The sequence below is a fragment of the uncultured Dokdonia sp. genome, from assembly GCF_947492815.1.
Lineage (GTDB): Bacteria > Bacteroidota > Bacteroidia > Flavobacteriales > Flavobacteriaceae > Dokdonia.
Window position 1 is genome coordinate 12,682 of the sequence record NZ_CANLOB010000031.1, and the last position, 13,030, is coordinate 25,711.

A 13,030-nucleotide genomic window follows, 5' to 3' on the forward strand; every position below is an offset into this window, starting at 1 on the left:
AGTAACTAAGCTGAGGTTCCTGTGGGTTTTACTTCATGTTCAGGACAATCCAAACGAATTTCGTGATTTTCTAAAGGTTGTTTTAGATAGTTGCAATAATGCCTCTCTTCTTTTGTCTCATAAAAAGCACAGCTATGGCAATTACGTTGTACGCTAAGAATACCTGTTTTATTAAGACCATAAATTAGTTTTGTAACAGTATGATATAGTTGTTTTACCTCAGCTTCATCTATATGCTCTAATTGGTGCTTAATAGGAAGCGCAAAATCTTCTATTTGTAGTAGTAGTTCGCTTCCCTTTTCGGTAAGAGCAATGGCATAACTTCTACTATCTGTAGAGACTGTTTTCTTTTGGATGAGTTCTTTTTTAAGTAAGACTTTTACAGCATCACTTACGGTAGGTTTTGTAATATTAAACTCTTGCGCAAGATAACTTACGGTACACATCTCTAGTTGATGATGCGCTACAAATAATAAGATTTGTATCTGAATAGGGCTAAGGCCTACCACTTTTGCATGCTCCCAAAGCAATACTTTGAACGCTTCAGAAATACGTTCTAACCCTACGACAACTTTATTTGCAATGTCGTCTTGATATGCGGTATTAAATATTGTTTTCTTCATAAGCAAAGAGTGCCTATAGCTTTTGATATGCTATAGGCAAAGTTAGTAATCCTAAGTATATGATGTGTCATTAATCACAATTTTGTATCTCTATAATATGGTATCCTTTCTCTTGAATAGACGTTACGACCTCTTCAGGAGCTGTTTCCATATGACATAAACGACATTCTGAAGTACTCAAAGATTTAATTTGAACTTCTTTAGTTGTCAAATAATCATCTCCATACTGAAATATTGTTTCTTCTTTTATTATTTCTATAGGAGCGAGAATATCAAAATGCATTAACGTCCCATCATTTTTGCGAACATAGGTGTCCCAAACATTAACTTTCATAACTATTTTAATTTTGTTTCACGTTATAAGGTAAAGAAAGATCTCCACTGGCAACACCATATACCTCATATACACCTAACATAGGTTTGTCTTCTATACTTGTGTTTACTTTCATAAGAGCAGTAACTCCGTCATATGAAAATGTGGTAGAACCAATACGATAATCAGGAATCATAACTTTAATCGTATTTCCAGTAGTGACTACTTGATATCCTGGTGAATCCATATACATAGGCATTCCAGGATTAGTAGGAGGGAGGATCACATTCGTATCTCCTTTTTTGAATTGTTTTACAGCGAGACCACCTTCTACACGATCGTCTGGTACTAAGACTACCCAATGTGGATGCCATATAATGCCATCATTATCAAAAATGGCATCTTTATTTTCATCCCATAAAGGCGTGTCGTCAAAATCAGGATGTGAAGTAAGACCAAGTGCTACAATCCCTTCTGTGTCATTAAAACCAACATCTGTAGGTTTTAATGTAGTAGGAAATACATAAGCCAATACAGGAGCACCGTCCAATTGCCCAACAGGAATAGGCGTAGTATGACCTGCCTTTCCTTTTACATTAATTTCCCATACCGTCATTTGTAAATCGGTATGATGCGTGACAGCTACGTTAGTAATTGCAAAATCATCATTTTTATACGGTTCTTTTTTATCTGTACAAGCATATACAGATATGCCTACAAAGAATAAGGCTATACATAGTGAAGTTGTTGTTTTCATAATGATACATATTCATAGTCAGGATTCTTTTAGATAGGAATCCTAACTATGTAATTTAAAAATTAACCAATTACATCGGCCATAGAAGCGCCAAAATTGATGTGTAATACATTTCCGTTTGCTGTAACCAAAGCTGGTACCGATTGTACTCCTGCAGTTTCTGCTTCTGGAATTCTATTTCTGTCTTGTGTGATATCTACAATATTTAGATTTTCTTCTCCAATTAAGTTAATAACATCGCTCTCTGCACTAACGCATACAGAACATCCTGCGTGATAAAAAGTGGCTTTACTCATTTGTATTTTAGTTTTAAAATTAATAATGGTACAAATATATATATATTAATTAGGAATCCTAACTAAATAATATAAAAAATAAGATATTAGTAAGATTTTATATACACCCAGGCTTCTTTTCCTGAGTGTAATGTTGTTTTTATGCGCTTATAATCAGACACTTCATAGGTGTCTGCATGCTCAAGTTCTTGTATAGATATTTTAAAACAAAGACCAGGGATACGATCTTCTTTAGTCCCTGTAGGTATCGCAATAGGATGATAAGGTTCATTACTTAGAGCAACAACGTTAGGGTCTTTAATCAGTACTTTTTCTAATCGAAACCCTACGAGTGCATCTTCAGTTCCGTGTAATAATCTCCCAAACGTTTCTAATTGGACCTGTTCTTTTTGAAGGGTTCCGTAAGAAAATAGATAGTTATTCATATGTAACTATAAATACTCTTGGTTCTTGCATCTTTTGAATCTTGTTTCTTTTTCGCGTAAGCGGAAAAAAATCAATACTGCTCAGATTCATTAGGGAAATCCTGAGACTTCACATCTGTAGCATATTGTTTAAATGCATCCGTCATAGACGTATACATATCTAAGTATCTTCTTAAAAAACGAGGATTAAATTCATGCGTCATGCCTAGCATATCATGTGTAACCAGCACTTGCCCGTCTACACCACCACCAGCACCTATTCCTATAATTGGAATGGTTAAACTTTCTGCAACTTCTTGTGCAAGTTTTGCAGGTACCTTTTCAAGTACAATCGCAAAACATCCCGCTTTTTCAAGCATTAAGGCATCTTCTTTCAATTTTGCAGCTTCGGCCTCTTCTTTAGCTCTTACTGTATACGTTCCAAACTTATAAATAGATTGCGGAGTTAATCCTAGATGTCCCATTACAGGAATACCAGCATGTAAAATACGCTTCACACTTTCCTTAATTTCTTTCCCTCCTTCTACTTTAATTGCATGACCACCACTCTCTTTCATAATACGTATAGCAGAGCGTAATGCTTCTTTAGGATCACTTTGATAACTACCAAAAGGAAGATCTACCACCACCAGTGCACGATCTATAGCACGTATCACAGAAGAAGCATGATAAATCATTTGATCTAGTGTAATAGGAAGCGTAGTTTCATGACCTGCCATAACATTAGAAGCACTGTCGCCTACAAGTATGACATCAATTCCAGCACCATCTACAATCTTTGCCATGGTATAATCATAGGCAGTAAGCATGGATATCTTTTCCCCACGATTTTTCATCTCTGTAAGAGATTTAACTGTAATACGTTTGTATTCTTTTTTTGCGACAGACATTCGGTTATGTTTTATCCTACAAAAGTAGTAAATTACATAGCTATATGAATCATGATTTTTATGAAGGGTAAATATATTATTACAGGGATGATTTTTGGACTTGTTTTTTTCGCTTTCGCGAAAATTACCACAGCACAAAATCAATCACTCTCAAAAGAAGAGACGAAAGTAAAGCAATTAGTAGAACGTTTTTTTGAAGGGTTTCATAAACAAGACTCCATTATTATTAAAAGTGTTGTACACGAAAAAATACTCATGCAATCTATTGGAAAGAATAGAACTGGCGAAGTTGTATTAAGTAAACAAGACTTTAGTGGTTTCTTGACATCTATCTGTTCTATTCCAGATGAAACGCAATTTGAAGAACGTATCAAAAGTTATAAAGTACAAGTTGATGATAATATGGCAATGGCCAATGTATGGACACCTTATTCCTTTTATATAAATGGAGAGTTAAGCCATTGCGGAACCAATAGTTTTCAACTCTTTAAACGAGATGGTGTCTGGAAAATCTTTTATATCGTAGATACAAGAGATCGGGAAGGCTGCGGTATTAAACGTGGTTAATATCACTTTTTCTTATTATTGTATATGCATTATCTATAAAATTGACGTTGCTGTTTTAATTTATGTAAGATAGCTAACATAACTGCATTCAATTTTTATGACCTTAACTTGTTAAAATGTGTTAAAGTTTCATTTTAAAAATGTCAATACTACATTTTTAAAAATTTCCATAGAACAAATATTTTTATTTAAATAATTGATAATCATTTATTTGTAAATTATTTTTTTGATCTAATTTCATAAATCTCTATTTTTTATTTCTTGATAGCGTAAGTAGGAAAATCTTCCTAACACTAATCTAACAGCAAGATAATAACGCTTGTGTTAACGGTTCCTTACAGTAGTTCTGGCCAAATTTTACTGCAAAATGAATCAACAAAATCAAAAATTTAAATACTAGAAAAATGAAAAAGATCAATATAATGCTTATCGCATTTTTAGCACTATCTATCACTTTTGTTGCATGTGACTCTGACGATGATGCAACACCTATTGTTATTGAAGAAGATGATGATGATACTGATGATGATGATGATGGAACTGTAAACTTTGTAGGAGCTGTATATGCCATGACTAATGGCGACGGACAAGTAGCAGGAAATGTACAAGGACCTAATACAATTATAGCATACGGAAGAGCAGATGATGGTTCACTTACACCTATTGGACCTTTTGCCACTGGTGGTAATGGAGGAGATTATGATGGAGGAGAAGGACTTGATCCATTAATCTCTGCATATGCACTTACCAAAACTGATGATAATGAAAACTTACTTGCTGTAAATGCAGGAAGTAATACGATCACTTCCTTTAATATTGCTGCTGACTTTTCTTTAGAAGTAGCTGGTGATCCTCTAGATACAGGAGCTATAGGACCTAATAGTATTGCAACTACAGGACAAGTTACCGTAGCAGGTACCAAAGGACTCGTATATGTATCTAATATTACGCGTCCAGAGTTCTTAGCTGGTGGAGAGCCTATGCATCAAGGAACAGTAACTGGGTATTGGTTATTAGAAGATGGGTCATTACAAGCGATACCGGGTTCTACTAGAGATCTTCCTGTACGTCCATCTGCTGTACAATTTTCACCAGACGGACAATGGTTAGTAATCACAGCCATAAATTCTGGAGCTTCTGCATTAGGATCAGGAAGTGAAGATGAAGTAACCGTATATAATGTAGGAGCCGATGGTGTTTTAAGTAACGGTGCTTGGGGAACTGCAACTTCTACTTTAAGAGATAATACAGAAGGAAGAAATTTACCCTCTGCTATTGGTTTTCAAGTAGTAGGAAATAATTATGTAGTAGTTACGGAAGCAAGAGAATTCCAACCTGATGGAACACCACCAGCTTTTCCAGCATTACAAGATGGATCGGTATCTACGTGGCAAATACAAGGCGATGGTAGTTTAACGCCTATCAGTATTGATGTAGCATCGGGAGAAGGAAACACAGGAAGAACGGCATGTTGGTTAGACTTTACAGCAGATGGGAATACCTTCTTTGTCTCTAATGCCATAGAAGCAGGACTTGCAGCTTATAGTTTTGATAACGGAGTGGTGACACTACTGGATCAAACAGCTGCACAAGGAACAGGAACTGGCGGAGCAGATAATGGACCAGATGCTTTTGCAGTGACAGAAGGATGGATTGATATGTGGATTTCTGAAGACGGACAATTCTTATACCAACTTTACGGATTAGATGGTACTATTGGAGTGTATAGAATTAATGGACAATCATTAGAACTTATATCAGAAGAATCTAACAACTTACCTGATACGAATACACAAGGTATTGTAGCAATATAATATTTTGAAGTTTGTTTGATTTTGATAGAAAGCTAAGGGATGTTATGTTCCTTAGCTTTTGTCTATAACTTCTCTATAGAAGAGCGTCGTATTTTTGTTTTTTGTACTAAGTTTTTTATGTGAACTGTTTCGTTTTCGATGTTTACAGTGACTTTTAAATTTGTACTTTGGACATCGGTATTAGCTATATCATAACTTTTGATAATATATATATAAGTTAGGTCGTCCTCTTTATATTTCAAATCGGAATATGTTTTAGTATTCTTATCTTCAATTTTGCGGATAGCTCTTTTTAATTTTTTATTTGCATCATAAATTCTTTGAGCTTTTAATATCTTTTCCATCTCTGAAACTACTTCTTTCCTAAAAACTTTTTCAGAGCCTTTATGTAAAGTGCTATCAAGTTTTTTCCATAAACTTGAATTTACTGTAGCAACACTATCTGCAATTTTTTGATCAACTGTAATTCCTACAATACGATATACTTTAATATCCCATTTATTAGCAACAAACTCTTGTGCTTTTGAGTTATAGTAATTTTCAGCTCCATACACTATAAGAATACTTAAAGATTCAGGTTTTGTGTTTTGACTAAAGCATATATTTAAAGGAAGTAAAATGGATGTTATGAAAAACAGTATTACTAATTTTATATTCATATACTAAATATATAATTAATTCAATTGTGTTCTTTTAGTTAAGTTTTGACATATGTAATCGTTTCTTCTGAAACAGTATTAATTATTTTGTATCTGATAATGTAATATTATATAACTGATAAAGTGAAATAAAAAGCAAGTGAGTTAACAATCTGCCATTCCTACATTAATTGCAAGGCCACCTTCACTTGTCTCTTTATATTTTGTATTCATATCTTGCGCGGTCTGCCACATGGTTTCTATCACTTTATCGAGTGGCACTTTAGCATTGGCTGCATCTGTATCTAATGCCATTTCACAGGCATTAATGGCTTTAATAGCACCCATCGCATTACGCTCTATACAAGGAATTTGAACAAGTCCGCCTATAGGATCGCAAGTAAGTCCTAGATGATGTTCCATGGCAATTTCTGCAGCCATGAGTACTTGATCTGGTGTTCCTCCCATCAATTCTGTAAGAGCACCTGCAGCCATAGCACTAGAAACGCCTATTTCTGCCTGACATCCACCCATTGCAGCAGAGATCGTTGCTCCTTTTTTAAAGAGACTTCCGATTTCTCCAGCTACTAATAAAAACTTTCGGATATCTTCAAAGTTGGCATCGTGATTTTCGATGACCATATAATACATCATCACGGCAGGTATCACTCCTGCACTTCCATTAGTAGGAGCCGTCACAACACGTCCTAATGAGGCATTTACTTCATTTACTGCTAAAGCAAAGCAAGACACCCATTTTAAAATTTCGCGAAAGCGGACTTCTGTACCACGTATCGCTTCAATCCATTCATATTTATCTGTATAAGTAGCTCCTTTTTGTAGTTTCTGATGACTGTCATAGGCACGACGACGTACATTCAAACCGCCAGGAAGGGTTCCTTCTGTATGACAGCCTGTATACATAGAATCTAGCATGACATCCCAAATTTGTTTGAGACGCTCATTAATTTCTTCTTCAGAATTTAAGTACAATTCGTTTTCAAAAACAATTTGAGAAATCGATTTGTTTTCGTTTTTGCAATAAGCAAGCAAATCTGTTGCTAGCTCTACAGGCCTTGGAAAACATTGAAATTGGTGGGCTTTTAATTCAGAGCGTTTACGTTCTTCTTGTACAACAAAACCGCCTCCAATAGAATAGAAGGTTTCTTCTATTACTTGATCACCTACATGTGCTTTAAAAGTAATTCCATTAGGATGAAATGGTAAAAAATCACGATTAAATTTTATAGAAGTAGCGGGGTCAAAAGGAATGGTACGCTCGCTATTAAAAGCAATTTCTTTATCAGTTTTGATATTCTCAATCGTTGTAGGAATGGCATCAATAGCACAGGTTTGTGGGTCTGTTCCAAGAAGCCCCATCATCACAGCTACATCTGTAGCATGTCCTTTTCCAGTAAGTGATAAAGAACCATATAAATCTATATGTAAACGATCTACATGATTAAATAGATCCTCTTCTTTGAGTTTTTTTATAAAACGTCTAGCGGCACGCCAAGGGCCTAATGTATGAGAGCTAGATGGACCAACTCCTATCTTTAACATATCAAATACAGAGATACACTCTATTTCTTTTTCTTTCATGTAAGATTATATTGCATGATGTAATCTGTCTGAATTTCGGCAATCATATCATAGTAATGTGTGCCAGTGATTTTAAAACCACATCTTTTATAAAACCGAATTGCATCTGGGTTTTCTTCCCAAACGCCTAACCAAATGTAGTTTTTTTCCAGTTTCTGTGCTTCAGAAATTGAAAAATCTATTGCTTTTTTTCCAAATCCTTGATTTATATAGGGAGAATCAATATAGATACGTTCAATTTCAAGTCCATCAGATTGTTGAAATTCTGTTTGTGCGTCGCCTATATTTAATTTGAGATACCCAACAATAGCATCGTTATGTTTCAGAAAATACCAATACGAATTGGGTGCTAAAAGTTGTTTTTCTAAGTGCGCTTTCGCGAAAGCGTGTACAACATACTTCTCCAATACACCTGATTTGTTTTTATGAGCAAAAGCAGCTGTATAGGTACGTATTGCCAATGTACGTAAGATAGTAATATCTTGTAATTGGATAGGAAGGAATTGCATGTTATAAAGATACGTATACTAGTGATAAGGTCTCTGCTTTTTTACTTATCAATATTCCTATTCCTATGATAAAAATATTATTCATAAAATGTAATCCTATAGACCAAATAAGTCCTTGATTCTTAATTTTAACCCATCCCATTAGAAAACCTGAAATAATACGCGGTATAATGAGAACAATAAGTGCAAGATCAATGATAAAAGTATCTACATAATTATTGATATGCACAAGCCCAAAAATAATGGAAACGAGTATGAGTATAATGGTAAGATGTTTATGGAGGAAATTACGTAATCGCTGTGTGTGATTTTCTGTAATAAGATGTTTTAAAATATAAAATAAGGTAAAGAGAAGTACAGCGCTAAAAGCTAGAGTTATACCCCAATGTATTTTAGTAGAAAGAAAGTGAAACCCTATGAAAACAGGCCAAGAACATATAAATAAAATAATGTCTGAGTGTGTAGGTTTGACCAGTGTACGAAACATCATTTCTTCTATAATAGGAGCAAAAATGCAAGCGAGCACAAAAAGCTTAAACGAGTTGTTTTGTAAGAGCTCATTTAGATTGTTATCTTCATAAGTATCTGATTTAAGTTCGGGAATCCAGATACTGAGTATAAAAACTGTAATATAAAAGAGAATATACAATCCCCACATTTTAAAAAAAGAAAGAAAAAGGAAACGTGTTTTTTCGCTAGAGGTCATACAGTTAGTTTCATTATACCATTAGTATGCGAAAGTAGTAAAATGTTACTATAGGAATAATTCTTTTTTATTGGAAATTTTCCATATTTTTGAATCATGGAAATCGAAGTGTCAGGGCAGATTAAGGTGAGTAATGACCGTCATCAGGCAGAAGTGTCAAAGCAGACAGGCTTTCCTAGTGCCGCTACGCACTATATGGAAGCAACTGTTGATCTTAATGAGGAATTGTCGATTCATAAAGATGCTACATTTTATGTGCGTGTAAAAGGAGATGCTTGGAAAGATTTTTCGATTCTCAATAAAGACGTACTTATTATAGATAGATCCTTACAAGCGAACTTTGATGATTTAGCACTGGTTGTACAAGACGGAGGGTTTAAAATACTGCGTATTCCGTTTGATAAAGAACAGGAAACATTTGTACTGTGGGGAGTGATTACCTATGTAATACATGCTGTACGATGATAGCTATGGTAGATTGTAATAGTTTTTATGCTTCGTGCGAACAAGTGTTTAGACCTGATTTATGGGGGAAACCTGTCGTAGTTTTAAGTAATAATGACGGCTGTATTATTGCAGCAAATAAAGAAGCAAAACAACTTGCACATATCCCTATGTTTGAAGCTGTCTATAAAATCAAACATATTCTTATAAAAAATAAGGTGACTTTCTTTTCTTCTAACTATACATTATATGGAGAGATGTCACAACGCGTTATGAATATCTTAGAGACGTTTTCACCTTCTGTGGAAGTGTATAGTATCGATGAAGCTTTTCTTGATGCGAAGGGGTTATCTCATATAGACATGTATGCTTATGGATTTGAGATTAAAGAACGTATTTATAAGTATACTGGATTACCTGTAGGTGTAGGGATTGCTCCTACCAAAGTATTGGCTAAACTAGCCAACCGTATGGCAAAGAAAATTCCTAAATATAATCATGTATATATTATGGATACAGACGCCAAACGTATAGAAGCATTACAATGGGCCGCAATAGGAGACATTTGGGGTATAGGAAAAAAGCATGTACAACGTTTACAAGCCATAGGAGTTTTTAAAGCGATAGATTTTGTCAATTTACCACTAGCATGGGTTCGCAAAGAGATGACAGTGGTAGGAGAACGGCTTTGGAAAGAACTCAGAGGGGAGTCTTGTTTAGAATTTATGGCAGTTCCCAATCCTAAAAAAGCAATTGGTACTGCAAAGTCATTCGGAAAAAAACTACCTGACTTAGGAAGAATAGAAGAAGCCTGCGCCTATTATATAACAGAAGTAGCAGAAGTGCTACGCGCTCAAAAATCATGTGCGACTTATGTACATGTAGCGGTGTATACAAACTATCACAGTACTATAGATAAGCAATACAGGAATCGTATGACGGTCACCATGCCTATACCTACCAACGATACGTTTGCACTTATAGCACAAGCTCGCAAAGCACTGCATTGTATTTATAAACCTGGATATAGATATAAAAAAGTAGCTGTAAACCTGACAGGTTTGATTCCAGAACATTATGTACAAGGCAATCTTTTTGAAAAACGCTCTAAGATTTTGGATAGTAACTTGATGCACACATTGGATGTATTAAATAGAAAATTTGGAAAAACCACGGTCTCATCTGCCATGATAGGAACTCGTGTTGAAGAGTGGGAACTTATTAAAAGAGAACGAAGTCCTCGATATACGACACAGTGGCGAGAGTTGCTAGAGGTAGGTTTATAAAATGTAAACCCTTTTTTTGTTGATTTCTCCGCTTTCGCGAAAGCAAAAAATGACAGCTTGTCAGCTTACAAGCAGTGGCATAATGATTGACTATTGTGTAGTGTAGAAAATTTTAAATAACACTTAAACACTATAATATAATGAGTAAGATCATAGGAATTGACTTAGGAACTACCAATTCGTGCGTCGCTGTTATGGAAGGTAACGAGCCTACAGTGATCCCTAATGCTGAGGGTAAACGTACAACACCATCTGTAATTGCGTTTGTAGAAGGAGGAGAAATTAAAGTAGGAGATCCAGCAAAAAGACAAGCTGTAACAAACCCAACAAAAACAATCGCTTCTATCAAGCGTTTTATGGGAAATAAATACAGCGAAAGCTCAAAAGAGGCAGATCGTTCTGCTTACAAAGTAGTAAAAGGAGATAACGATACACCTAGAGTAGATATAGATGGTCGTTTATATACACCACAAGAATTATCTGCAATGACACTTCAGAAAATGAAGAAGACTGCAGAAGATTATTTAGGACAAGATGTAACACGTGCCGTGATTACAGTACCTGCTTATTTTAATGACAGTCAGCGTCAAGCAACAAAAGAGGCTGGAGAAATTGCAGGTCTTAAAGTAGAGCGTATTATTAATGAGCCTACAGCAGCAGCACTTGCATACGGACTTGATAAAAAAGATAGTGATCAGAAAATCGTAGTATTTGATTTTGGTGGAGGAACACATGATGTATCTATTCTAGAATTAGGAGATGGTGTATTTGAAGTACTTGCTACCGATGGAGATACGCACTTAGGAGGAGATGATGTAGATCAAAAAATTATCAATTGGTTAGCAGAAGAGTTTATTGCAGATGAAGATATGGATTTACGTAAAGATCCAATGGCTTTACAGCGTCTTAAAGAAGCTGCAGAAAAAGCAAAAATTGAACTTTCTTCTTCTACACAAACAGAGATTAACTTACCATACGTGACAGCTACGGCAAGCGGGCCAAAGCACTTAGTACGTACATTAAGCCGTGCAAAATTTGAAGCACTTATTGACGATCTTGTAAAAAGAACCATAGAGCCTTGCCAAACAGCGCTTAAAGCAGCAGGATTAAGTACTGGAGATATTGATGAGATCATCTTAGTAGGAGGATCTACTCGTATTCCAGCAGTACAAGAAGCTGTAGAGAAGTTCTTTGGAAAAGCACCTTCAAAAGGAGTAAACCCAGATGAGGTTGTAGCTGTAGGAGCAGCGATACAAGGAGGTGTACTTACAGGAGATGTAAAAGATGTTTTACTTCTTGATGTAACACCACTTTCATTAGGTATTGAGACTATGGGGAATGTATTTACAAAGCTTATTGAGGCAAATACAACAATTCCAACTAAGAAATCACAAGTATTCTCAACAGCTGCAGATAATCAGCCATCAGTAGAAATCCATGTATTACAAGGAGAACGTGCGATGGCAGCAGATAACAAAACAATTGGACGTTTTCACCTTGATGGAATTCCACCAGCACAACGTGGTACACCACAAATCGAAGTAACCTTTGATATTGATGCCAACGGAATTATCAAAGTAAGCGCTACAGATAAAGCAACAAATAAATCTCAGGATATTCGTATTGAAGCATCTTCTGGACTTACGGAAGATGAAATCGCTAAGATGAAAGCTGAGGCTGAAGCAAATGCAGATGCAGATGCAAAAGCAAAAGAAACTGCAGATAAGATCAATGAAGCTGATGGAATGATTTTCCAAACAGAAAAGCAGTTAAAAGAATTTGGAGATAAATTATCTGATGATAAGAAAAAACCAATAGAAGAAGCTTTAGTAGAATTAAAAGCTGCTTTTGAGACAAAAAACCTTGATGCGATTCAACCATCATTAGATAAGATCAATGAAGCTTGGAAAGTAGCATCAGAAGAGATGTACAAAGCACAAGCAGAAGCACAAGGCGCAGATCAAGCACAACCAGGACCTGATGCACAAGCAGGAGGTGCTGGAGCAGGAGATGAGTCTAGTGATGTAGAAGATGTAGACTTTGAAGAAGTAAAGTAAGCAGAGAACCACTTTTTGCGAAGCAAAAAGTGTGTGAATCGCTTATACCACGAAAGTGGGCATCTTTACAATAATATATGAAGCCTCTAGATAGTGATATCTA

Annotated in this window: 15 protein-coding genes; 5 read left to right on the forward strand and 10 right to left on the reverse strand. The window is 35.5% G+C overall.

Translation table 11 applies throughout. From position 1 onward, the window contains the following. Positions 1-5 precede the first annotated feature (5 nt). From Q1A01_RS20530 to panB, 6 genes are all read right to left on the reverse strand, one after another. Entirely contained in the window at positions 6-623 is a 618-nt protein-coding gene (locus Q1A01_RS20530; protein ID WP_299684628.1) for a helix-turn-helix domain-containing protein, read from the reverse strand. A 70-nt stretch (positions 624-693) separates the two neighbouring features. Further along, positions 694-957 (reverse strand): DUF2024 family protein, encoded by a 264-nt coding sequence (locus Q1A01_RS20535; protein WP_299684630.1) that lies wholly within the window; start codon positions 955-957, stop codon positions 694-696. Positions 958-964: 7 nt separating this feature from the next. Next, a complete protein-coding gene (locus Q1A01_RS20540) occupies positions 965-1,693 on the reverse strand; it encodes a hypothetical protein (protein ID WP_299684632.1) in 729 nt (242 codons plus the stop codon). Positions 1,694-1,755: 62 nt separating this feature from the next. Beyond that, positions 1,756-1,989 (reverse strand): thioredoxin family protein, encoded by a 234-nt coding sequence (locus Q1A01_RS20545; RefSeq protein WP_299684634.1) that lies wholly within the window; start codon positions 1,987-1,989, stop codon positions 1,756-1,758. An 86-nt stretch (positions 1,990-2,075) separates the two neighbouring features. After that, positions 2,076-2,414: a gamma-glutamylcyclotransferase family protein gene (locus tag Q1A01_RS20550; protein ID WP_299684636.1), complete on the reverse strand. Its 339-nt coding sequence runs from the start codon at positions 2,412-2,414 to the stop codon at positions 2,076-2,078. 71 nt (positions 2,415-2,485) lie between these two features. Then, positions 2,486-3,304: a 3-methyl-2-oxobutanoate hydroxymethyltransferase gene (gene panB, locus Q1A01_RS20555; RefSeq protein WP_299684638.1), complete on the reverse strand. Its 819-nt coding sequence runs from the start codon at positions 3,302-3,304 to the stop codon at positions 2,486-2,488. 60 nt (positions 3,305-3,364) lie between these two features. Between panB and Q1A01_RS20560 the strand changes: the two genes are divergently transcribed. Next, positions 3,365-3,871 (forward strand): nuclear transport factor 2 family protein, encoded by a 507-nt coding sequence (locus Q1A01_RS20560; RefSeq protein ID WP_299684640.1) that lies wholly within the window; start codon positions 3,365-3,367, stop codon positions 3,869-3,871. Positions 3,872-4,275: 404 nt separating this feature from the next. Next, a complete protein-coding gene (locus Q1A01_RS20565) occupies positions 4,276-5,685 on the forward strand; it encodes a hypothetical protein (protein WP_299684642.1) in 1,410 nt (469 codons plus the stop codon). 62 nt (positions 5,686-5,747) lie between these two features. On the opposite strand, the gene Q1A01_RS20570 is transcribed toward Q1A01_RS20565, so the two are convergent. From Q1A01_RS20570 to Q1A01_RS20585, 4 genes are all read right to left on the reverse strand, one after another. Further along, positions 5,748-6,344 carry a hypothetical protein gene (locus tag Q1A01_RS20570; RefSeq protein WP_299684644.1) on the reverse strand — a complete coding sequence of 199 codons (597 nt, stop codon included), beginning with the start codon at positions 6,342-6,344 and terminating at the stop codon, positions 5,748-5,750. 144 nt (positions 6,345-6,488) lie between these two features. Continuing rightward, the gene (locus Q1A01_RS20575; RefSeq protein ID WP_299684646.1) at positions 6,489-7,925 is read right to left on the reverse strand and encodes an L-serine ammonia-lyase; all 1,437 of its coding nucleotides are present in this window, start codon (positions 7,923-7,925) and stop codon (positions 6,489-6,491) included. After that, positions 7,922-8,434, reverse strand: a complete 513-nt coding sequence (locus Q1A01_RS20580) for a GNAT family N-acetyltransferase (protein ID WP_299684648.1) — start codon at positions 8,432-8,434, stop codon at positions 7,922-7,924. Before Q1A01_RS20580 ends, Q1A01_RS20575 begins: the two co-directional genes overlap by 4 nt. A 1-nt stretch (position 8,435) precedes the next feature. After that, positions 8,436-9,140, reverse strand: a complete 705-nt coding sequence (locus tag Q1A01_RS20585; RefSeq protein WP_299684650.1) for a CPBP family intramembrane glutamic endopeptidase — start codon at positions 9,138-9,140, stop codon at positions 8,436-8,438. Between the two features lie 96 nt (positions 9,141-9,236). Between Q1A01_RS20585 and Q1A01_RS20590 the strand changes: the two genes are divergently transcribed. From Q1A01_RS20590 to dnaK, 3 genes are all read left to right on the forward strand, one after another. After that, positions 9,237-9,605 (forward strand): S24 family peptidase, encoded by a 369-nt coding sequence (locus Q1A01_RS20590; protein WP_299684652.1) that lies wholly within the window; start codon positions 9,237-9,239, stop codon positions 9,603-9,605. After that, positions 9,602-10,870 carry a Y-family DNA polymerase gene (locus Q1A01_RS20595; RefSeq protein WP_299684654.1) on the forward strand — a complete coding sequence of 423 codons (1,269 nt, stop codon included), beginning with the start codon at positions 9,602-9,604 and terminating at the stop codon, positions 10,868-10,870. Before Q1A01_RS20590 ends, Q1A01_RS20595 begins: the two co-directional genes overlap by 4 nt. Positions 10,871-11,010: 140 nt before the next feature. Next, positions 11,011-12,927, forward strand: coding sequence for a molecular chaperone DnaK (dnaK, locus tag Q1A01_RS20600; protein WP_299684656.1), 1,917 nt, complete (start codon positions 11,011-11,013; stop codon positions 12,925-12,927). Positions 12,928-13,030 lie beyond the last annotated feature (103 nt).